Source organism: Pedobacter psychrotolerans, from assembly GCF_004340665.1.
GTDB classification, from domain to species: domain Bacteria; phylum Bacteroidota; class Bacteroidia; order Sphingobacteriales; family Sphingobacteriaceae; genus Pedobacter; species Pedobacter psychrotolerans.
The window spans coordinates 695,211-716,642 of the sequence record NZ_SLWO01000001.1 but is presented as its reverse complement, the minus strand read 5'-3'; the positions used below and the strand labels follow the sequence as shown (position 1 = coordinate 716,642).

Annotated in this window: 19 protein-coding genes; 9 read left to right on the top strand and 10 right to left on the bottom strand. The window is 37.8% G+C overall.

The features are described from left to right. Window positions 1-373: 373 nt before the first annotated feature. Window positions 374-646, bottom strand: a complete 273-nt coding sequence (locus EV200_RS03115; RefSeq protein ID WP_132529337.1) for a hypothetical protein — start codon at window positions 644-646, stop codon at window positions 374-376. 1,084 nt (window positions 647-1,730) lie between these two features. Next, window positions 1,731-2,330, bottom strand: coding sequence for a master DNA invertase Mpi family serine-type recombinase (locus EV200_RS03105; RefSeq protein WP_132529336.1), 600 nt, complete (start codon window positions 2,328-2,330; stop codon window positions 1,731-1,733). 253 nt (window positions 2,331-2,583) lie between these two features. On the opposite strand from EV200_RS03105, the gene EV200_RS03100 reads away from it, so the two are divergent. Continuing rightward, window positions 2,584-3,360 (top strand): TaqI-like C-terminal specificity domain-containing protein, encoded by a 777-nt coding sequence (locus EV200_RS03100; protein WP_208864494.1) that lies wholly within the window; start codon window positions 2,584-2,586, stop codon window positions 3,358-3,360. A gap of 85 nt (window positions 3,361-3,445) precedes the next feature. On the opposite strand, the gene EV200_RS03095 is transcribed toward EV200_RS03100, so the two are convergent. Beyond that, window positions 3,446-7,243, bottom strand: a complete 3,798-nt coding sequence (locus EV200_RS03095) for a DUF7149 domain-containing protein (protein ID WP_132529334.1) — start codon at window positions 7,241-7,243, stop codon at window positions 3,446-3,448. 368 nt (window positions 7,244-7,611) lie between these two features. Between EV200_RS03095 and EV200_RS03090 the strand changes: the two genes are divergently transcribed. Next, window positions 7,612-8,349, top strand: a complete 738-nt coding sequence (locus tag EV200_RS03090) for a hypothetical protein (protein ID WP_132529333.1) — start codon at window positions 7,612-7,614, stop codon at window positions 8,347-8,349. Window positions 8,350-8,449: 100 nt separating this feature from the next. On the opposite strand, the gene EV200_RS03085 is transcribed toward EV200_RS03090, so the two are convergent. After that, the gene (locus tag EV200_RS03085; protein WP_132529332.1) at window positions 8,450-8,827 is read right to left on the bottom strand and encodes a hypothetical protein; all 378 of its coding nucleotides are present in this window, start codon (window positions 8,825-8,827) and stop codon (window positions 8,450-8,452) included. 539 nt (window positions 8,828-9,366) lie between these two features. Here EV200_RS03085 and EV200_RS03080 point away from each other — a divergent pair. From EV200_RS03080 to EV200_RS03065, 4 genes are all read left to right on the top strand, one after another. After that, window positions 9,367-10,497, top strand: a complete 1,131-nt coding sequence (locus EV200_RS03080) for a zinc-dependent alcohol dehydrogenase (RefSeq protein ID WP_229676693.1) — start codon at window positions 9,367-9,369, stop codon at window positions 10,495-10,497. Between the two features lie 11 nt (window positions 10,498-10,508). After that, complete coding sequence (locus EV200_RS03075; RefSeq protein ID WP_132529330.1) at window positions 10,509-11,000, top strand: hypothetical protein; 492 nt, start codon at window positions 10,509-10,511, stop codon at window positions 10,998-11,000. 302 nt (window positions 11,001-11,302) lie between these two features. Further along, entirely contained in the window at window positions 11,303-11,662 is a 360-nt protein-coding gene (locus EV200_RS03070) for a response regulator transcription factor (RefSeq protein ID WP_132529329.1), read from the top strand. A 163-nt stretch (window positions 11,663-11,825) separates the two neighbouring features. Next, the gene (locus EV200_RS03065) at window positions 11,826-12,905 is read left to right on the top strand and encodes a sensor histidine kinase (RefSeq protein WP_132529328.1); all 1,080 of its coding nucleotides are present in this window, start codon (window positions 11,826-11,828) and stop codon (window positions 12,903-12,905) included. Window positions 12,906-12,980: 75 nt separating this feature from the next. On the opposite strand, the gene EV200_RS03060 is transcribed toward EV200_RS03065, so the two are convergent. Beyond that, window positions 12,981-14,165 carry a GAF domain-containing sensor histidine kinase gene (locus EV200_RS03060; RefSeq protein WP_132529327.1) on the bottom strand — a complete coding sequence of 395 codons (1,185 nt, stop codon included), beginning with the start codon at window positions 14,163-14,165 and terminating at the stop codon, window positions 12,981-12,983. A gap of 194 nt (window positions 14,166-14,359) precedes the next feature. Here EV200_RS03060 and EV200_RS03055 point away from each other — a divergent pair, with 194 nt between their 5' ends. After that, window positions 14,360-14,926 (top strand): Crp/Fnr family transcriptional regulator, encoded by a 567-nt coding sequence (locus tag EV200_RS03055; RefSeq protein WP_132529326.1) that lies wholly within the window; start codon window positions 14,360-14,362, stop codon window positions 14,924-14,926. Between the two features lie 53 nt (window positions 14,927-14,979). Continuing rightward, entirely contained in the window at window positions 14,980-15,438 is a 459-nt protein-coding gene (locus EV200_RS03050; protein WP_132529325.1) for a DoxX family protein, read from the top strand. A gap of 171 nt (window positions 15,439-15,609) precedes the next feature. On the opposite strand, the gene EV200_RS03045 is transcribed toward EV200_RS03050, so the two are convergent. Then, window positions 15,610-15,990, bottom strand: coding sequence for a winged helix-turn-helix transcriptional regulator (locus tag EV200_RS03045; RefSeq protein ID WP_132529324.1), 381 nt, complete (start codon window positions 15,988-15,990; stop codon window positions 15,610-15,612). 82 nt (window positions 15,991-16,072) lie between these two features. Here EV200_RS03045 and EV200_RS03040 point away from each other — a divergent pair, with 82 nt between their 5' ends. Further along, a complete protein-coding gene (locus EV200_RS03040; RefSeq protein ID WP_132529323.1) occupies window positions 16,073-16,954 on the top strand; it encodes an NmrA family NAD(P)-binding protein in 882 nt (293 codons plus the stop codon). 113 nt (window positions 16,955-17,067) lie between these two features. On the opposite strand, the gene EV200_RS03035 is transcribed toward EV200_RS03040, so the two are convergent. From EV200_RS03035 to EV200_RS03020, 4 genes are all read right to left on the bottom strand, one after another. Further along, the gene (locus EV200_RS03035) at window positions 17,068-18,417 is read right to left on the bottom strand and encodes a sensor histidine kinase (protein ID WP_132529322.1); all 1,350 of its coding nucleotides are present in this window, start codon (window positions 18,415-18,417) and stop codon (window positions 17,068-17,070) included. Beyond that, the gene (locus EV200_RS03030; protein ID WP_132529321.1) at window positions 18,414-19,097 is read right to left on the bottom strand and encodes a response regulator transcription factor; all 684 of its coding nucleotides are present in this window, start codon (window positions 19,095-19,097) and stop codon (window positions 18,414-18,416) included. The genes EV200_RS03035 and EV200_RS03030 overlap by 4 nt, the downstream gene beginning before the upstream one ends. Before the next feature lie 62 nt (window positions 19,098-19,159). Next, window positions 19,160-19,909, bottom strand: a complete 750-nt coding sequence (locus EV200_RS03025; RefSeq protein ID WP_132529320.1) for a hypothetical protein — start codon at window positions 19,907-19,909, stop codon at window positions 19,160-19,162. Window positions 19,910-20,180: 271 nt separating this feature from the next. Next, on the bottom strand, window positions 20,181-21,425 hold the full coding sequence (locus EV200_RS03020; protein WP_132529319.1) for an arsenic transporter: 1,245 nt from the start codon (window positions 21,423-21,425) through the stop codon (window positions 20,181-20,183). Window positions 21,426-21,432 lie beyond the last annotated feature (7 nt).

The following is a 21,432-nucleotide window of genomic DNA, read 5'->3' as shown; positions in this document are numbered from 1 at the left end:
ATTTAATTGGAGATGAACAGTAAATGCATTTGATTAAGTGGAAAACCAGATAGGGATTTTTGTTGCTTCCATATCTACTTTCGAATAGTTGGGGTTGGAGATAAAGCACTAAACATTCACAATGTTAATTAGGCAAAAAGCAGAGGTTCAGAGATGGAAATATTGAGCAAAGAAATAATGGATGAAGCGCAGAAGCACTTTCAAATTTATTTAGAAATGAGAGGTTAATTTTGCTTAAAGAAATTGCAACGCAAATTTAGATTCGAGTGTATGCAGATAAAATGGAATCGTAAGAGTTAGGAATACTAATTTAATTATCGGATAAATATCTACAACTCGCAATATTCATCCGATAATTTATTCATTAACCCTGTTATTTTGGAGCATCTTGATTAGCCGTATTTGGCATGTTACCCGCTTCTCCGGGATTTCCTTTTTCAGGATCTGCCCTGGCCTCTTCTGATCCAAAATCACCTTCCCCTACTTCACGGCTTAAAAATTCAGCATCACTTTGTACTTCATTAATTTTGCTGTTTTCATTACTGCGGTGGCGGGGAACCTGGTTATCAGGCATATTTGACCGATCTGGTGATTGTGTAGATTTTGGGTCTCTTAAATTTTCATTCTTTCTTTCTTGCTCTTCCATATCTCATAAGTATATAAATTAATAACAATCAATCTGCAATCAGGTTTTATCAAAGTTCCACGCTAATGCTTTATAATGCTTTCTCATCACTTATTTGCAAGCTTTAACACTGAGAATTCAATAATCATGCAGTAGAGCCCCTATCCGCCTAACGGCACCTTTAACCTGAAAGAGAAAGGGCGATGGAAAATAACATTTCTCGAAACCCACATCGTAAAATAAACTCCCCTCCTTTTTTTCATGGAGGGGCTAGGGGTGGTTAGGACAAGACAAATCCCATTCAAAGAAATCGTCATTCCGACCGCAGTTGAGGAATCTTTGAACGTTGTATACAAAGTGATAAACCCCCATCCGCCTAGCGGCACCTTTCCCCTGAAAAGGAAAAGGCGATGAAAATAACATTTCTCGAAACCCATATCGTAAAATCCGACTCCCCTCCTTTTTTTCAAGGAGGGGCTGGGGGTGGTTAGGACAAGACAAAACAAATCCCATTCAGAGAAATCGTCATTCCGACCGCAGTGGAGGAATCTTTGAACCTTGCATACAAACCCCTATCCGCCTAGCGACACCTTTCCCCTGAAAGAGAAAGGGCGATGGAAAATAACATTTCTCGAAACCCACATCGTAAAATAAACTCCCCTCCTTTTTTTCAAGGAGGGGCTGGGGGTGGTTAGGACAAGACAAATCCCATTCAGAGAATCGTCATTCCGACCGCAGTGGAGGAATCTTTGAACTTTGCATACAAACCCCTATCCGCCTAAAGGCACCTTTCCCCTGAAAGAGAAGTGACGATAAAAAACGATCCCACTCAGAGAAATCGTCATTCCGACCGCAATGGAGGAATCTTTGAACTTTACATACAAACCCCTATCCGCCTAACGGCAAATTAATAGAAGCGTTAGATGCAAATAAGGAATTGTACGAAAGATTGTTAGCGAGTGAGAGGGAGAAAAGTAGAGATATTGAAGGGTAGATAGACAAATTTGCTATAAAAGTAAAAGCCCGATCAGTGATGATTGGGCTTTTTGCTTTTAGCTCTTTATATAAAAAGGAAATTATTATTAAGATTATAAAAAAAAGGAGATTATAATTTTATCTCGTCTTTAGCAAATGAAGAGACAGTTAATCTATGAACACCTAAAATTCTTCCAATAGCACTGTAAGAAATTTTTCTAGCCATAAGGTTTTTGATCTCTTCTTCTTTACCAGTAAGCTTACGAATTTGAGAACGACTACCTTTTGGCCTACCCAATATTTGTCCTTCAGCTTTTCTTCTAGCTAGTGCTTCTTTTGTCCTTTGTGAGATAAGATTACGTTCAATTTCTGCTGAAAGCCCAAAAGCGAATGCCAATACTTTCGAATTTATATTATTTCCCAGCTCATAGTTTTCTTTTACAGTGTAAACCATCACATCTTTTTCCATGCAATCGTGCAGTATTTTCATAATTTGCATGAGATTTCTTCCTAAACGAGACAATTCCGAGACCACCAATATATCCCCTTTTTTCATTCTATTTAATAATTCTCCAAATTTCCTTACATCTAGTTTTTTGGTAGAACTTATCGTTTCTTCTATCCATTCTTCAATATCAAAAGTTTTAAGTTTAGTAAAGTTTAGGATCTCAAACCGTTGATTTTCGGTAGTTTGCTTATCTGTACTAATGCGGATGTAGCCGTAATTCATATTGCTGTTATTTTAAGTATCTAATATTAATGACAACAAATGTATCTTTTAATTTAGCCACACAATTTATTAGCACTTAAAGTAATTAAATTATAGGAGCGTTTTTATTAGTCAAAATAAAAATCAGATTGGGGCTTTTTCTTCTACCGATGGTTGGGTAATATTATCACCGATTGAAGCAAGTATAAAAGCGAAAATAGAAGCAGTTGGCACACCGTTACGAGACTGGGATATTAACATTTATAGAGGTATTTTGACAGGGTATAATGAAGCTTTCATTATTGATAAAAAAACAAGGGATGCACTCATACAAGCATCGCCTAAAAATGGCGAAATTATACGTCCGATTTTAAGAGGCAGAGAGATTCATAAATATTGGATTGAAAAAAATGATCAGTACTTACTTTTCATACCATGGCATTTTCCGTTACAAAATGACCCAACTATAAATGGTTCGTCTCAAGTGGCCGAAGAAAAATTTAAAATTGACTTCCCATCAATTTATGATCATTTAAAAGGATTTAAGGATAGTCTGAGTCAAAGAAATCAATCAGAAACAGGTATCAGATATGAATGGTATGCCTTACAAAGATTTGGATCGAATTATTCGAATAACTTTCAAATGCCTAAGATTATCTACCCAAATATGACTAAATTTCTTCCGTTCTATTATGATAATGAAGGAAATTACTTAAATGACAAATGCTTTATGATTACAGGCAAACATTTAGGCTATCTTACTGCATTTCTAAATTCATCTATTTTTAAATTCTGTTTCAGAGATATATTTCCAGAACTCCAGGGTGGGACGAGAGAGCTTAGAAAAATCTTCTTTGAGACTATTAGAGTATTAGAAGTTAGCGATCTAGAAAACGACCTTTTCAAAACAAAAATTGAAGAAATTCAGGACAATAAAAAAAATGGGCTCCCAACTTCAGAACTTGAGTTAGGAATTGATAATTTATTATTTGATAAATATGATTTGACAACTGAAGAGCGTGCAGCAATCGGCTTCATTAATATTTTATAAAGTAAGTATTTCATCTATAAATTTATAGCAGTTATAGACTCCAAGGAACAAACTGACTATAGAACTATAATCGCTGTCGATTAAATTACAGATTTGCTTTTTCAACCACGTCAATCTGATCCGAATCTAAATCAAACAATTTATAAAATGCCAGGTCGATTTCTTTTAATGTTTCCTTGCTATTATTTTTAAGTGCTTTATCTGCTAGCATGTTCATTTCTTCTTCAAGTATCGGATTTGGTTTAATTGCGCAGATTTGATCAATGTATATTTTTATCCATCTACGAGTTCCAACACCTGATGTGGCCGCAATTTTGTCGAAGTACCATTCGCATAATCTCGAATTTAAATATGTAAGTAAGTATTTTAAATGCAAACCAGTCATAAAAAAAATAGTGTTGTTTAGGTAAATGCCGGTTTTGTCTAGAGTGAAATTTGGATGATCTGTAAGCTCAATCCAAATTATTTTTTCTTTCTCCAGATCTTCAAGATAAGCACAATTTCGGAGATTGGACCAATGTTGCCCTTTATCTTGCCTTTTCGCTAATGCAGTCTCATATTGTTGTAAGTGCTCGAAGATTGCTGGATAATCATTTTTTGCATTAATTGCCTTTGCCCCATTTTTCGATCCATTGTGTGTATTTATGATATATTGATCAGCAAAGCTCGCAGTATATTTTTTTATGTCCCTGCCTCTTAAAATCGGACGTATAATTTCATCAGCTTCTGGACAATTTTTAAGAAGTTCTTCACGCTTACTTGCATCTATAATAAAGGCTTCGTTAAACCCTGTTTTAATCCCATAATTTATCTGAATATCCCAATGCTTAAGGGGAATTCCTTTCTCTTCGATTTTACGCTTAATTTCAGCTTCAATATCATTTAAAATTACCCATCCATTTTCTTTAGAAAAGTTAGAGACAATGTTTTTATTTTGACTAATAAAAACGCTCATTTTTTCTATACTACCTAAACTTTTATCAATAAGGCAGGTTTCCGTTTCACCTATATAATCTCCTTTCTGAGCCAAAAGAATGTTTGTGTCAACAGTAGCGGAATCAAAAACTTGATAACCTCCAAAATCAACTAACAATAGTGGGTTTGTTTTTTCAAGAAAAAATTTTCTTGTTGCCTGCCCATAATTAGCACGCATCCATTTGTTTGAAGTAATATAACCAAAGAAATAACCAGGTTTTAAAAGATTAATTGCTTGTTCATAAAATAAACAATATATATCACCAGTTCTGGTAAACGTCGCGTAATTCTGTTTTTGCAGTGCATCAGCATCAGCACCCATTTTTTGCAACTGTATATATGGTGGGTTACCAATAATAACTTCAAAGCCTTCAAAATCTCCATTATTGTCTAGCACTTCAGGAAATTCAAACCGCCATTCAAAAGCATTTTTATAGATTACATTACTTTCAATTTCTGAAATCTCTAGTTCAATTTTATCAATACTAATTTGCAGTTTTTTAACCTCTCCCTCCATGTCTTTTACTGCTCTCTTCTGCCCAAACAAATCGAAATTATTTCTTGCTAAACTTTGTTGTCCTCGTAGTTCTGACAGTTTTTTCCGCCTGGGATCGCGTATCCGTACAGTTTCATGAAAATTTTCTTTTATCTCTTTAATAAACCTCCTCAACTCTTCCTTCGCCTCTTTACTTGGGGCATCTTTATAAGCTTGTACCGCAAGCTTATAAGTTGCTATTCCAAATTGGTTTTTCTTAAAAACATCAGATAGGTCTTCTGTTAAACTATATTTACTTAAAAGCGAATTCCCTTGCTTAATATTGATATCAATATTAGGCAAAGTTTCCAATTCTAATTGTTCAGATGCTTCATCGGCTGACTTATAATAAGCATGTTTTAAGAGCTCAATCCACAATCGCAGCTGACAGATTTTTACAGAATTAGGATTGATATCTACCCCGAATAAACATCTTTCTATGATATTTCTTTTTTCATTAAAAAGTGTTTGTTGAATTTTCTGGATATCTGGCGAAACAGAATACTTTCCATAAGTATTTTGATTAACACTATATTCAAAAAAGTCTTGCGTTTTATGATCTGTAATTACTAATTCATCATTGGCAATACTAATGTCTACATTGCCGATTCTTGTACCAAATTCATCAGCAAATATGCCTAACTCTGCTTTTATAACTATTAATTCATTTAAACTGGAAACAAGAAAATGGCCCGATCCAACAGCTGGGTCTGCAACTTTAACACTTTCCAAAACTCTATTGAATTCTAATACATCCTTTTGATTTCTTCGATCAGCTAAATGATTTCTCAAATCTCCTATGCTTTCACATTTCCAACTATAGGTATCATTAAATTTCTTTATTACTGCTTTACGAATAGTTTCATTACATAAAAACATAGTAACAGCGCCTGGGGTGTAGATAGACCCATCTCTGTATCCATTTATTTTTTCAAAAACGAGACCAAGTACAGAAGCATTTATGATTGTTTTATTGTCTTCTTGTATTTCCTCTTTTCCTACCGATGCGAAATCATAGGCATCAAGAAACTCAAAGAAATAATGTAATGTATTCATAACCGAAGTATCTTTTTTAGACACACCTTTTTTGATTACGGAATTTACATACAAAGGGATATCCAAATAATCATCTAATGCATTAACCTTAATGGTAAGATCTTCTAGTTCTGAAATCTCAAATAACGAACTATTTAAATACGGTATATGCCCATACTTTTGCTGTATTACAGGTGTTCTATCAAAATTTCTTTTTGCTAATACCTGAAAAAACAGTTTGTATAGTTCGTCATAATCCCTAATAACATTCGTATTTAAATACCTGTATTTCTTATCAAGATTGTGATATTTTAAGAGTTGAGCTTCTAATAACTTTAAGAACAGAATTCTATTTACCCATGTAATAGATAAATCTAATGCAAGGTTAAATAATCTATCTTCTTTACTAGAACCGAATTGAAGTTTAGCTGGGACTTTTCTAATACTATCTTCAACTTCTAGAATATTAATAGTATTCTCCAAGATAGAACCAGGATTTCTTTTACCCTCTTTAAGTCTTCTAATAATCTTTTTACCCCCCTCTTTTTCTTCCTCTAGCCCTATTAAATGAAGAAGTTCAGTAAAGAATCCTTTATCAAGCGAATTACTATCGTTAACAAAAGGGAGTTTTAATAAATGTACGGGACTAAAAAATTTATATAGCGATATTAACTTATTATCATCTTTATCACTTTTACTACGAAGATTTTTTTCATAATGTCTAATATCAAAATGAGCAAAACTAATCTCTTTATCTAGTTCATGTAGAAAAGGTTTAACAATTTCGTTATAAAAAAGCCCAGTGGTGGTACTTATTTTCTGTCCTGAATTCCATTCTTTATAAGCTTTCTGTAAATCTTTACTTTGCGTAAAAATTTTTTCGAACAAAGTGGCATCAAAAACAAACCATTCATAAATATTGGTAATAATAAGGTGAGTTAATGAACTATTTTTTTTATCCATTCGCTCTCTTAAAAAATACAAAATCAGTTCATGCATGGCTCGTGCATTCAGATTATCCTTCGTAATCATTTCTACCCGGTTGGTTGGCTTTTTAACCTCAAACATAACACCAACAGGGCTTTGAGCCGAAACTGAAGTATGAATAACAAAATCCGTTCTTCCGTTCGTAGCAATTAAATGATCTGGATGAAAAAATGTATTTTTCAAAAAATCCATTAGGTGTATTTTCACATTTTCCTCAGACTCCTTTTCATCAATATGGGATAGTAAATTTGTTAATTTTAGTTTAAAATTATCTAAGTCTTTTCTACGCGGCTTTATCAAGCGATAAGCTTTATTTAAACTATTTTTTATGTCAGTATAAGAGATCGTCATGAAAATATTTAATGAGAAGATGATTACAAGAGGTATTGTCAATAATACTAAAAAACATTCAGCTTAAAAGATAAAGAGCTATTAAAATGGGCTATATATAATAAATCTAAAATGATGTAAGCATTTGAACCCTCATTTGTTCTTTTTTAAATTGAAGTAGTTGTAGCAAGTATAGTTATCTAATCGCTCACTTGGTCTTATCATTAAGGTTATATTAATTTTTTCAAACTTCCTTATCTCTATGCGCTAATACTTACGGTTTCCCGTACCCCCTTCAAAAAAAACCAACACACCCCTATAAGTTGTAAACCTAAATCCCTATCTTGATTTCAATTAATCAAATATTTACTTCTTAAAACAAAAAAAGAATGTCTAAAACGTATGAAACCGGCCATGCCAAAAATGTGGCCAACTTTGAAACCCTGATCACCTATTTAACCAGCTATGGAGCAACCTACAACCCCAGTAATGACAACATTAATTTATCCAGTTTAAATGATAAAGCCATAGCAGCCAGAGCGATCACCAAACAGGTAAACGAATTAATTGCGATAAACAGCAATTGGGTTGCTGGCCGCGCAGAAGCCTTTGAACCCTTAAATAAGTTAAGCACCCGTATTTTTAATGCTTTAAAAGCCAGCAATTTATCAACCGCTGTGATAGATAATGCAGCCACCAATCACCGTAAAATACAAGGCAGGCGTGCATCTGCTAAATTAACCGAAGAGCAAAAACAACAATTGGCAGCAAGTGGTACAGTGGTAAATCAGGTTTCCGCATCGCAACAAAGTTTTGATAGCAGGTTAGATACCTTCGAAAAACAAATTCAGCTATTGGGAACCATACCGCAATATGCACCAAACGAGGTAGAATTGAAAGTAGAAACACTTATGAATATGTATAATAATTTGCTGACAAAAAATCGCGATGTGATTTCAAAAAATGCAGAGTTAAGTAATGTCCGCCTCCATCGCGATCAAATCTTATACGATCCTAAAACGGGTATGGTTGCACTCGCCTTAAATGCGAAAGACTATTGTAAATCTGTTTTTGGTGTAAATACCCCTCAATACAAACAAATTTCAGGTATAATCTTTAAAAATTAGCAGCATAACAAAATGAAAACAATCATCCCTATCCCATCTACAAAATAAAGCAGCAACAGAAAAAAATCAGTTGCTGCTTTTATTTAATCCCCACCCGTCATCATACATCCCCCCCTGCCGAAATCCTTACTGATCGACCTCCAACACCTTTACACTTTTCCATACTGCCCTTAATTTTTAGTTCAACGCTGAGGTTGCCGTCCGCATTGCTGATATTGCCGTCCGCATCGCTGAGGTTGTCGTCCGCATTGCTGAGGTTGCCGTCCGCATTGCTGAGGTTACCGTCCGCATCGCTGAGGTTGCCATCCGCATCGCTGAGATTGCCGTCCGCATCGCTGAGGTTACCGTCCGCATCGCTGATATTGCCGTCCGCATCGCTGAGATTGCCGTCCGCATTGCTGAGGTTGCCGTCCGCATCGCTGAGGTTGCCGTCCGCATTGCTGAGATTACCATCCGCATTGCTGAGATTACCATCCAAAGTAAAAAATGAAAGCAGAAATAGCCCCTATCCGCCTAACGGCACCTTTCCCCAAGAATGGGAAAGGGCGAGAGAAAAAACATTCTTCGCACCCAGCGATGGGCACCCTGCTATTTACACCCTACTATCCGGCCTAGGAGATGATGGAAGGAGAAAACGTTAAAGCTTCTGCAAAAACTTTCAAGCCACCACTGCCCAAGGCAGCGCATATTCTGCGATTTTTCATCGCTGCTTGTGCTGCCGAAATAAAGCTTTAACGAATTTATCCAACATCAGATCCAAGCCTCGGCTTTTTGTTACTTTTGGGCCAAGCCAAAAGTAAAAGCCCTTCGGCGGCAGCGCAGCTGTACCGATTTCACATCGGTACAGCCAACTTAGTGTTAAAACTTAAATCAGTGTAAAATACGCGAATTGATTTTAAGCTAAACTTCAATCTCCCCAGCCTTGTTCTTAAACCATCACCACAGGTTGTGCAAAACCCTATTCATTTGTACAACCAAACATTTACCAGGAAAACTAAACCATAAATTATGTTAGCAATGAATTACAGAGGGCCGTTCAGGGTCCGGGCAGAACAACGTCCAATGCCAGAGATCCTACATCCGGAAGATGCAATTGTGCGTGTAACCCGAACTTGTATCTGCGGATCCGATCTTCACCTCTACCACGGAATGGTACCCGATACCCGTGTGGGCTCCGTATTTGGACATGAATTTACAGGCGTTATTGTAGAAACAGGCCCTTTGGTAACCAATGTAAAAATTGGCGATCAAGTATTGGTACCCTTTAATATTGCCTGTGGCAAATGTAATTTTTGCAAGCAAGGGCTTTACGGAAATTGCCATGAATCAAACGCCATGGCTACCGCAGTAGGGAGCATATTTGGCTACTCACATACAGCAGGAGGCTTTGATGGCGGACAAGCAGAATACGTGAGGGTGCCATATGCCAATGTTGGACCAACCGTAATTCCGGCAGATATGGATCCGGATGATGCTGTTCTACTAACCGATGTAGTACCTACAGGCTATCAGGCTGCCGAAATGGGCGGAATTAAAGAAGGTGATACCGTAGTGGTATTTGGAGCAGGCCCAATTGGTATTATGGCTGCCAGATGCGCCTGGTTTTTCGGCCCGGCAAGGGTAATTATTATCGATCATATTGATTACAGATTAGAATTTGCAAAAAACTACGCCAAGTGCGAAGCCTATAACTTTAAATCAATGGATGATCCGGTGGTTTTTATTAAAAGAATTACAGATTGGTACGGCGCAGATGTATGCATTGATTGTGTAGGTTGCGAAGCAGAAGGAAATGCCCTGCAAACCTTTACAGGTAAAATGACACTGATGCAGGCCGGATCAGCTACCGCATTTCAATGGGCAATTAATTCAGTAAAAAAAGGCGGAATTGTATCTGTTGTAGGTGTTTATGGCCCCCCATTTAATTTTGCACCCATTGGAAACATCCTCAATAAAGGCATCACCCTACGGGCAAATCAGGCCTCTGTTAAACGCCTTTTACCCAAGTTAATTGATCATGTTCAATCAGGAAGGTTAAATCCGAAAGGACTAATCACCCACCGCATTCCATTGCAGGAAGTATCTGATGCCTATCACATCTTCTCTTCAAAACTTGATGAATGCATCAAAACCGTACTTATACCTTAATAAAAAAAACTATGAAAACGGAAAATACCAATATAGATTACCAGCAAATCCCAGGGTGGGGAATGGATATGGATCCTGATAATGAACCCACCTACCCCATGAAAAATTACACGGGTGATGATCATAACCGATTGAATTACGAACGCTCAGCACAACAGCCTGTAGAAATTGAATTGCTCAAATCAATTGAGCGACCTGTTTATCCTGTGGTATTTGGCACTACGGTTCCGCCATCAGGCCTGAGCGGCATCATCAGGCGTTATGCCTTTAAACATAGTGAAGATCGCTACCGCCACTGGATTCCCTTAATTCTTGCCGATAGAATTAATGCCTGGGAAGGAATTATTGAAGATCTCGGTAAGGGTGTTTTTCCTAATATCCTGGCAGAACGAGGCATTAAAGCGGAGTTGAAATACAATGCTGCTGGTTTAGCTAAAAAAGTACTGGTAGCTGCCGTAGTCGGTACACTATTGTTCACCTATCTTTCTAAAAAGAAAAAGTAGTGATATAGAAACATGCTATTGATCTGATTTCAATACATTGGGCTTGTTGAACACCATTTAATGGTTTTCAACAAGCCCAATCATTTTACAGCATCAATAACCAGGCTAACAAAATATCAAATCATTTACAATAGTAGAAACACTTGATAATTTGGTTTCGCTTAAGGGCATTTTGCTGTTAACCTAAATTGAATAGTTGTTTTGGTGATGCTATAATACCACCAAACCGTTACCAGGCAAAAAATTTAAACGTTATCTCAAACTAAACAATCAAACAGTTGTTGTAATAATTTAACAATCATATGGCTAAAATTTTTGTACTAGAAGACGATAGAGATATACGAGAAGTGGTAGAGTGGATTCTGGTATCTGAAGATTATGAAGTAGTTTCTTTTGAAAATGTAAATGATTTTATGAGTAGAGATACCAGAGAATTGCCAGACCTTTTTATCTTAGATGTAATGTTACCAGATGGATCTGGATTGGAAGTTTGTAACCAGTTAAGGTCTGAAAGTCTGCAAAACCATATCCCCATTATTATAATGAGTGCTCATGCCAGTTTAGAACAGGTAAGTACAGGTTGTAAAGCTGATGCCTTTATACAAAAACCCTTCGAGCTGGATTTTTTTCTAAATAAAATCCGTACTAATATTCATAGTTAACCTTTTTGCCTCTTCCATCATAATTAATCAATTAAATTGTTGATGATGTATGGTTACGTGCAAGATTTATCCCATGTAATAAACAAGATATAAATATACAAACCCTTTTACCTCAACCATTTTTTATTATATTGTAGTCAATCAACCTACATGAATAGTATCTATGCAAAGTCAAAATCAGCAAATTAATGCCCTCATTGAATTGAATGATGAACTGGAAAATTATTTCCGCAATACCATTATTCCTCAATTATTTGTAGATGCCAATCTGATCCTGCGAAAATTCACTCCTCCAGCCATGAAGCAGTTTAAGCTTCATCCTCATGATATTGGAAAGTCGATTATGGATATTAAAGACAACTTTCGCTTCCCTACTATCATAGAAAACATTGAACATGTAATTAAAACCGGAGAGTTGCTGGAAAAAGAAATTCAGACTACTGATATGCGCTGGTACCAGATGAACATACTGCCATATCTAGTGCAGAAAGGGAATCAGAATAATGGCGTGATCATTACTTTTGTAGATATTACCCTTAGGATTCATGACCTGAAAGAACAGGAAAAGTTAATTATGGAGCATGAGCTTTTATTGGATACCATTTCACATGACATTAAAACGCCATTAACCAGTTTAACCTTAACCATCGAAATGCTCAAGAAAACGCCGGAAAAGGGAATGGTAAAATTCCCGGCTTTGCTTGAAAAAATAGAAAATGGCCTGCATAAAATTAAAGGGATTGTTACTGAACTAACAGATTCACGTAAAACAGATCAAAATTATAAATCTGTTGAAGAACTGCTGGATATTGAACAAATCCTTGAAGATGTTCGGCTCACGCTTGCCCCGCAGATTTTGGAATCAAATGCTTCTATCTGCTGGGATATAACCCACTCAGAAGTTTTATTTGTACGCCGGAAACTTCGAAGTGTGCTCTATAATTTAATCAGCAACTCCATCAAGTACAGAGATCAGCAACGCCGCCCGGAAATCCTCATTAGAACTTTCACAGAAGATGATTTTTTTGTCATCTCAGTTGCTGATAATGGCAGAGGTATTAATAAGGAAGATACAGACAAAATATTCACGAAATATGAAAGAATTTCCCGTGATGTAGAAGGCACCGGCGTTGGGCTTCACCTCGTGAGGGAAATTGTTAACCTTTCTGGAGGAAAAATTGTAGTGGATAGTACACCCGGAAATGGAACGACATTTAAAATTTACATCAAAAACCATCAATAGGAAATACCTGATCTACAAATGAAATCTATGCTTTAAACAGGAGTTGAATCAATCCGCCATCATTTTAACCAACGGTTAATGAGGAAGCCGGATGATAAAGGATGTAGCTTCAATATCAGACTCCACACTGATTCCGCCACCGTGAGCCAAGGCAATTTCTTTAGCAATATAAAGCCCTAAACCTAAACCCTCCTGCCCAGGCCTCACTTTCCCTCTCGAAAAAGGCTTAAACAAGTGTGGCAAAATATGTGGTGGTATCGGTGTGCCGGAATTGGAAACAATCAATTTTTTATCTTCAGCACACTCATTCATAGTCACCCTAATTGGCTTGCCCTTTTCTCCATGAGTAATGGCGTTACCCAATATGTTAGAAAGCAATTGAGCAATCCGCTTATAATCTGCCCTTAATGCAGAAGATAAGGAGATGTTTTTTATAATTTCAACATCAGGCCAAGCCATGTTCAGCTCCACAATAACCTGATCAATGGTTTCATCCAGGCTTAATTGATTCTCATAATTGAGCTTAATTCCACCACCCAATCTGCCACTCGCAAAATCAAGAATATTATCAATCAATCCTTTTGTACGTGTTGTCGCATCGCGGATAATGGTCGCCAAACGCTTATTGCGTTCATCAAGATCACTCCGCAGCTGAAGTTGCACCGCATTCGAAACAGCATTCACCGGGTTTCGAAGATCATGCCCCAGCATCGCAATAAACTGCTCTCTGGTTTCAGCACTCCGTTTTTCAACCTTCAGTATCCGTTTGCTTTCAGCAAGCTCATCTTGCGAATCTAAATGAAATCCGATCAGTTCAGCGAAGAGCGAGAAAGTCTTAATTACTTTTGAATTGTTAACCTGATTCGGAACCCGGTCAATGGCGCAAAGTGTACCAAAAAAATCACCGCTTTTTAATATGACAGGAACCGATATATAACTTTGTAAGCCATATAATTTAGGCGTGTGGTGATTCTTATAGACCGGATCCTCATCAAAATGATCAATGGCAACCACCTGATGGTGGTACATGATTTCATTACATATCGTGGTTTCAAGTTGAAGCGCTCCCCCAACTTCCAAACCAAAGTTAATTTTATCCAGCGTAGCGCAGGCAATCCATGAATTTTCACTTACACGAGCAATCGCTGCGAACCCCATTCCTGTAATTTCACATGCTACTTCCAGTATATTTGCGACAGATGGGATAAGTGAGACCCGCTCAATATCTAATTCGATGTTTGATTTTTCTGTTTTACTCATTCATTCGTTCCCAAGGGAAATGATTAATTTTCCAAAAAGGCATAGTAAAGTTAGTAAAATCTTGTATAATTTATTTGTTTAATTTGATGTTAGATTCTACAAACAATTGCTGTTTTTTGTAACTTGTGATCCAATTAAAGCAAATATAACTTTACTTACCAAAGCCAGAATAAGCAGCAGAGCATCAATACTTAATGGAACAAATCAGAAAATATTTTGAAAAGAATTTAAAAATGAGCGATCAGGATTGGAAAGCCTTTTCATCAAAAATAGAACGCTGTGAATATCCAAAAAAGCATCTGCTTTTAAAAACCGGACAAATCGAAAAGCACTTGTCTTTTGTAGAAAAAGGCATTATCCGGTTTTACCTGCCAAAGGAAGAAAACGACCTGACCTTTACCTTTGTTTTTGATGATGGTTTTGTGAGTGCTTATGATTCTTTTCTTACTCAGCAAGCATCCGCTTACCAGGTTGAAACGTTAGAAAAAACCATTCTCTGGCGAATCTCTTATGATGACCTGCAAACCATTTATCAAGAAACTGAAATTGGGAACACCATTGGCCGGCATGCCAGTGAAGATTTATTTCTAAAAAAATCAAAACGAGAACTGTCCCTTTTGAATGATACCGCAGAGCAACGTTACCTGAAATTATTTTCAGAACAGCCGCAACTCATTAAACAGATACCGTTGAAGTATATCGCCTCCTATATTGGCATTACCCCGCAAGCACTCAGCAGAATCCGTAAGCGAATTTCTTAACCTGGGTTCATTGTTACATTAGATAAATAGCCAGACCTTTACCAAAAAAAACAATGAAACCTTTACTCGTTTTAATCAGTGTATTTATTCTTTCTCTAGCCTTCAATAAAATTTTCCGGGGGAATTATGAACCTGCGCTTTCCGGCAAAATTGCAATGTCTGTGATGTTGCTATTTACCGCCTCTGCACACTTTGCCTTTAATAATGGAATGGCCATGATGCTGCCAGATTTTGTACCTTATAAAGCACAGGTAGTATACCTAACAGGAATTATTGAAATTGCCGCCGCCATTGGTCTGTTTATTCCAGCATTCAGCGTAATGACAGCCTGGTTGTTAATTGCATTTTTTCTCCTCATCCTTCCATCAAATATATATGCAGCAATTAAGCATATTGATTATCAAAAAGCCACCTATAACGGAAGTGGGATAAATTATCTATGGTTCAGAATCCCTTTACAAATACTGTTTATTGCCTGGACCTACTTATCGGCAATCAAAAACTGGCAATGATCGGTTTTTACAGGGATGTAAAAACACACTGATAATCCTTTTATACTGAGTTGGATTAATAATATGCCTTACAGGCGACCGTAATTCCCCTCTTTCAGAGGGGATGGTCGCAGACCGGGGTGTTAAAATCAATTCATAATGATCAAATTCAGGTTTTTATTTTAACAGCTGTTAATCTGCTGCTAAATGATCACTTGTAGATTGTTCCATATCATCAGTTGCCCATTGCGCCATCGCTTGAATTACTGGTAAAATTTTTAAGCCGGCAACACTTAGCCGATAGGTAACAAAAGGTGGAACAACCGCCTTTGCCTCTCTGATGATTAACCCGTCTGATTCCATTTGTTTAAGGTGTTGGATCAATACTTTCTCAGTGATGGCAGGTATTGCCCTCTTTAGTTCCCCATACCGTTTCACTCCCTCAACCAAATGATAGATGATAAAGGGCTTCCAGTATCCGCCAATCTTTTCCAGGGTATACGTTACCGGGCATAGGTTAAGCGCTATTTTTTTATTCTGCTGTATGGTAGATGATTGTTTAATCAATGACATATGGATACACACTTTGGGGTAAGTACTTGTACAAGAGTATTTGCGAATATACCTTTATGCTACTTAATTTAAAATAAACAAGATGAAAATTACAATTACCGGCTCGTTGGGCAATATAGGTAAGCACCTTTCTCAGATACTAATCAAAGAAGGCCACGATCTTACAGTTATTAGCAGTAATAAAGAGCGAAAAGCAGAAATTGAAAAGATTGGTGCAAAGGCAGCAATTGGATCTGTTAAAGATCTTGCTTTTTTAAAATCAGTATTTGCAGGTGCAGATGCAGTATTTGTGATGACTCCGCCAAACTATGGCGAACAAAACATCATTCAAAAAACCATTGAGGTAGGCGAAACATTTAAGCAGGCCATTGAATCAGCAGGTATCAAAAGAGTGGTGATGTTAAGTAGCCTTGGTGCCGATTTAGCAGCAGGAACAGGGCCTATTGTAGCTTTACATCAGATAGAACAAAACTACAAAACATTAAACAATACCTTTGTTACTTTTCTCCGCCCTGGTTATTTCTATTCCAATTATTATAGAGATATCCCTATGATTAAAAATGCAGGTTTTATGGGATCGAATTATCCTGCCGAAACCAGAATTCCACAGGTACACCCGGAGCACATTGCTGCGGTAGCTGCTGAAGAACTGATAAAGACTGGCAGCGAATACTCTATTCGTTATATTGCCAGTGATTATATCTCCGTAGGCGAAGCTACTCAAGCCATTGGACAGGCCATTGGAAAACCAGATTTAAAATGGGTAGAATTTAGTGATGAAGAGTCTTTAAGTGGCATGAAACAGGCAGGTTTTTCAAATGAACTTGCAGCGTTATATGTTGAAATGGGTAGTTCTATGCGCAATAACCTGTTACAGGCTGACTTTGATAAGAGTGGCGCACCAATTACAGGGACTGTAAAGATCAATGATTTTGCAAAGGAGTTTGCTACTCATTTTAATTAATCAGATCTGTTTAACGATCAGGATACCGAACCTCCTGATCGTTATTTGGCTTTACCTTCAATTGTAATTACACTTTGCAATCAGAAAAGGATTTACACTAAAGATTTATCGAATTAAGGCTTCTCTTCTTTTCCAGTTGGTGATTTCAGATATACAGTAGCACTGAAACGATAAGCCTGGCTTTCCAATTTAAGCATTCCACCATGTGCCTCTAAAATTTCTTTGCAAAGCCAAATGCCCAAACCTGAACCAGAGGTGATGGATCTCCCTTTGGTAAAAGGAGTTCCCAGCACTGCAACATTTACCTGCTTCTGAAGAATGGGATTTTGAAAACTGATCACCAGATTATCATTAACCTGCTCAATCGAACAAAGCAGTGTAGCACCCTGAGGCATATATTTCAATGCATTTTGTAGAAGGTTTTGCCAAACCATCTCCATCTTTTCAGCGTCTACCTCCATTTCAAAAGATGCGATGCTCTCGCTAAATTGCATGTCGTAAACAATGTTTCGCATTTGAGCCTGATGGTTATTTCTGGCAAAAACCTTAAATAACTGATCGGAAATATCAATCTTGCTTTTTATTAACAACAATCCATTTTGGCTGAATTCGCTGATGAGCAAAAACTGTTCTACAATAGACTGCAAACGACTAATCTCAGCGAGCTGGCTACCTAGCAAATCCTGATCAGCTCTTGAATTTCTATTGCCTAATTCAAGTTCAGTTTGTGCACGAAGATTAGCCAAAGGTGTACGGAGTTCATGCGATGCAGCAGCAAAGAAATGATTGCGGGTTTGCTGCTCATCCTCTATCCTACCAATCATCTCATTAATGGTTTTTGCCAGTTGTTCAAGCTCATCATGGGTTTCCGTAATTTGGATTCGCTGCCCCAGCCGTTCAGTATTAATTTCGGAGGCTTGCATCGCGATCGACCGTATGGGCCTGATTAACCACCCGGAAGCAAAATAGGCAGAAACAGCACTGGCCAGTAAACTTACCCCGGTAAGTGCAACCATCAATAAGGTAAACTGATTGATTTTATGCTTTAAAGAATAATCCGAAACGGTGAGCAAAAGTTCAACAGGTCGCCCATCATAATTCTCCTTTTTAAGGTAAACACCATATTGGCCCAGGCTATCAATCAAAACAGAATGATCTGGTACCTGCAAATGGGAAATGATGCCCGGAGATTGAAATACTAAAACAGGTTGCCTTTGGTTATTATGGTAAAACACACGAATAGATTCTCCTGAATCTGGCAGTGCAATGATATCAGGATTGATTTCAGTTTTGTCTAGTATGGTTTGAGCCCTGGTGTAAAGGTATTTGTTATAATTTTCAACATAGCCATTTTTAAAATAATGAAAGATCAGCCTACCAAAAACCAGATTAATCACAATAAAGACTATGCTGAATAGCAAGGTCATTCTGAATCTGAGCCCACGGTAAAAATAGCGTTTCATTCTGCTGATTTTGAAGTTTTCAGGATATATCCCCTGTTAATTACTGTTTGAATGTGCTGGTGTTCAAATCCATCGTTAATTTTTTTCCTTACCTGATACAAATGCACTTCAATGACGTTACTGCCGGGATCAAAACTCATATTCCATACCTTATCCAGTATCTGGGCCTTGGTTATAATCTTATCCGGATTGATCATGAGCATTTCCAAAAGCAGAAATTCACGGTTACTTAAGGCAATTGTTTTTTCACCTCGCTTTACCACTCTGCTCAACAGGTCAATCTCCAGATCTTCTACTTTCAATTTTGATAAACTCTTCGGCGTATGTTGACGCTGCAATACTCGAACCCTGGCCAGTAACTCCTCCATTTCAAAAGGTTTTTTTAAATAATCATTAGCACCCGCATCCAAGCCCTTAATCACTTGTTCTGTGGTACCCAGGGCACTAATGATGATCACCGGAACGTAATTATCAAAACTGCGCAAGTTGGAAAGAATATCAAAACCATTCTGCGAAGGAAGCATCAAATCCAACAGGATCAAATCATATTGATTCACCATGGCCGTTTGAAGCCCAATGGTGCCATCTGATTCATGATCGACCACATAACCAGCCTGTTCAAGCGCCATTCTGATATAGCCTGCAAGCTTTATTTCATCTTCTATAAGCAGTATCTTCATCGTAAATCTTCCTTAAAAGCCAGATGCCACAAATTAAATATAAAAATGTGGCATCCTGCAAATTATCTTACCAGGTAGGTTTGTCCGTTAATGTTCAATGTTCTGGCCCTAATCAGGGTTGTTTTCTGGCTGTACATTACACCTGGTCTCTTTGGTTCTACAAAACCGGTTACCACTACCTTCTCGCCTGGTTTTAATTGGCTGGTAAGCTGCTGTGCAATGTGCGGCGCAATGCTTACACTTTCTCCAGATGAAAGGGTAAAGCCACGAACCTCTTTCTCCAAACCATAGTTTAACTGTTTAATGTTGGCGCTGAAACTTTTTTGTTCCTGACTCTCGTTAATAAGTGGTGCTACCGGAGGCGTATCACTAATCAGTTTCCCGTTAACCTCAATACTGTTCAAACGAAAGATTTTCTTTCCTTCAGGATTGGTATTTTCGTCGCCGGTAATGGTTACACGCGCACCATTTTTTGCTGATGAAATGATTGTTTCACCTAAATGTGGTGGAAACATTACGCTCACATCACCCTTACTCGTCCGCACTAAAAGGCCATTATATTCAAACTCTTCATTGGCAATTGGATTCACAACGGTGCCTTTTATGGTCGTTAATTGAATAAGTTGCATATCTTCAAGAGGTCTTGGTGGTTCACCTGGAGCGCCTATTGGTGGGCGGGGCGCTCCTTTAGCGATAGGGTCGGTTAAGCCTGTTGGCGTTGCTGGTGGTTTTGGAAGTTCCTGTGCCTGAAGGGCAAATGTTCCGGCTAACAACACAGCTGTCAACCAGATTTTGTTATTGTTTTTTTTCATGTCTTTAATAATTTATACTCCAAAAGTATAATTGACAAATATGCATGGAATGAACATGAAATTAAATTTTCTTCATCTCTGAGCATGCTGATAACAGCTAACGTTCATTAGGTTTTTGCTAAAATAACGATGAAGTAGCTATATTCAAACTGTAGCATTATACATCATGCTAACTTGCTTTAAAGTTTGATGCCCAGCGGCATAGCGCTTTAAAATCGATAAAATAAAAATCGTTGTCAGGATATGACTTTGTACCAATATCTTACCTCAATCAAATCCATAACGAAGCCAGCGCTGCAATCAGTGCCAACGTCATCACCAGGGCACCAAGTTTTAAAAATTTCCATGCACTTACATCCAGCCCTTCCCTACGTAAGGCCACTAACCATAAAATAGTAGCCAATGATCCGGTAATGGATAGATTAGGGCCTAAATCAATGCCAATTAACACGGCACTTTTAACCATTTCCGGAGAATGCCCCTGATTAAGTACGTTGCCCGCGATTAATCCGGCAGGCAGGTTATTCATCAGGTTACAAGCAAATGCCGTAAATATTCCACTCAGCCATACAGCCCCAGTGGCTGATTCTGCAATGCCTTTATTCAAAAGTGCCGTCAGATTTTGGATCATCCCCGTTTTGTTTAAAGCCTCCACAATCACAAATAAACCCGCTACCAAAGGAAGCACGGCCCATGAAACACCTTTGATAACGGTTACAGGACTTTTTTTAACATTGATCATTACGATTATTGTGGTTAATATCCCCGTAATGGCCGTAGGCAAACCAAGGTCCATATTTAATCCTGAAGCAACCAGTAACACGATGGCCGTCATACCAATGCCTAAAAGCGCTGTTCGCCCGCCACTAGATAATTTTGGAAGCTGAATATCAGTTCTGATCTGATGGCTGAAAGCACTCCGCTGTGTAAAATACAATACCAGATAAGTTACCGTAATGGCACAAATAGAAGGAATCAAGTAGGTAGAAAGCCATTGATACAAGGAAGGCATATGACTACCATAAATAACCAGGTTGGCGGGATTAGAAATAGGCAATACAAAAGAAGCCGCATTCGCAATAAAAGCACAGATTAATAAGTATGGAAGTGGCTTTTCTACCTTGGCTGCGCTTACAGCAGCGGCTACCGCAGGCGTTAATACAACAGCCGCCGCATCATTTGATAACAAAGTGGTAACCGCAATCCCAACCAGGTAGATGAGCAAAAACAACCGGGAGGGCGAACCTTTAGCCATTAAAGTAGCATGTGCGGCGAGCCAGTCAAACAGTTTTTCTGCTCTGGCCGTTTCTGCCAGTAGCATCATCCCCGTCAGAAACAAGTAAACGTCTATTCCCTTAGCCATACCAGCTACTGCCTCATGGTAATTAATCTGCTGAAGAAGCAATAATAAAATTGCGCCCGTTACCGCATAAACAGCTTCAGTAACTTTAAAAGGGCGGATAATTACGCCTGCAATGGCCAGAAATGAAATGATCCAGGTTGGAAGATAAATCATGTGATGC

What these genes read in the sequence shown, in the direction of transcription:
- EV200_RS03115 (WP_132529337.1), bottom strand. Translation starts at nt 646, where the DNA reads ATGGAAGAGCAAGAAAGAAAGAATGAAAATTTAAGAGACCCAAAATCT.
- EV200_RS03045 (WP_132529324.1), bottom strand. Translation starts at nt 15,990, where the DNA reads ATGTCATTGATTAAACAATCATCTACCATACAGCAGAATAAAAAAATA.
- EV200_RS03075 (WP_132529330.1), top strand. Translation starts at nt 10,509, where the DNA reads ATGAAAACGGAAAATACCAATATAGATTACCAGCAAATCCCAGGGTGG.
- EV200_RS03025 (WP_132529320.1), bottom strand. Translation starts at nt 19,909, where the DNA reads ATGAAAAAAAACAATAACAAAATCTGGTTGACAGCTGTGTTGTTAGCC.
- EV200_RS03060 (WP_132529327.1), bottom strand. Translation starts at nt 14,165, where the DNA reads ATGAGTAAAACAGAAAAATCAAACATCGAATTAGATATTGAGCGGGTC.
- EV200_RS03065 (WP_132529328.1), top strand. Translation starts at nt 11,826, where the DNA reads ATGCAAAGTCAAAATCAGCAAATTAATGCCCTCATTGAATTGAATGAT.
- EV200_RS03040 (WP_132529323.1), top strand. Translation starts at nt 16,073, where the DNA reads ATGAAAATTACAATTACCGGCTCGTTGGGCAATATAGGTAAGCACCTT.
- EV200_RS03030 (WP_132529321.1), bottom strand. Translation starts at nt 19,097, where the DNA reads ATGAAGATACTGCTTATAGAAGATGAAATAAAGCTTGCAGGCTATATC.
- EV200_RS03020 (WP_132529319.1), bottom strand. Translation starts at nt 21,425, where the DNA reads ATGATTTATCTTCCAACCTGGATCATTTCATTTCTGGCCATTGCAGGC.
- EV200_RS03035 (WP_132529322.1), bottom strand. Translation starts at nt 18,417, where the DNA reads ATGAAACGCTATTTTTACCGTGGGCTCAGATTCAGAATGACCTTGCTA.
- EV200_RS03070 (WP_132529329.1), top strand. Translation starts at nt 11,303, where the DNA reads ATGGCTAAAATTTTTGTACTAGAAGACGATAGAGATATACGAGAAGTG.
- EV200_RS03090 (WP_132529333.1), top strand. Translation starts at nt 7,612, where the DNA reads ATGTCTAAAACGTATGAAACCGGCCATGCCAAAAATGTGGCCAACTTT.
- EV200_RS03050 (WP_132529325.1), top strand. Translation starts at nt 14,980, where the DNA reads ATGAAACCTTTACTCGTTTTAATCAGTGTATTTATTCTTTCTCTAGCC.
- EV200_RS03055 (WP_132529326.1), top strand. Translation starts at nt 14,360, where the DNA reads ATGGAACAAATCAGAAAATATTTTGAAAAGAATTTAAAAATGAGCGAT.
- EV200_RS03105 (WP_132529336.1), bottom strand. Translation starts at nt 2,330, where the DNA reads ATGAATTACGGCTACATCCGCATTAGTACAGATAAGCAAACTACCGAA.
- EV200_RS03095 (WP_132529334.1), bottom strand. Translation starts at nt 7,243, where the DNA reads ATGACGATCTCTTATACTGACATAAAAAATAGTTTAAATAAAGCTTAT.
- EV200_RS03080 (WP_229676693.1), top strand. Translation starts at nt 9,367, where the DNA reads ATGAATTACAGAGGGCCGTTCAGGGTCCGGGCAGAACAACGTCCAATG.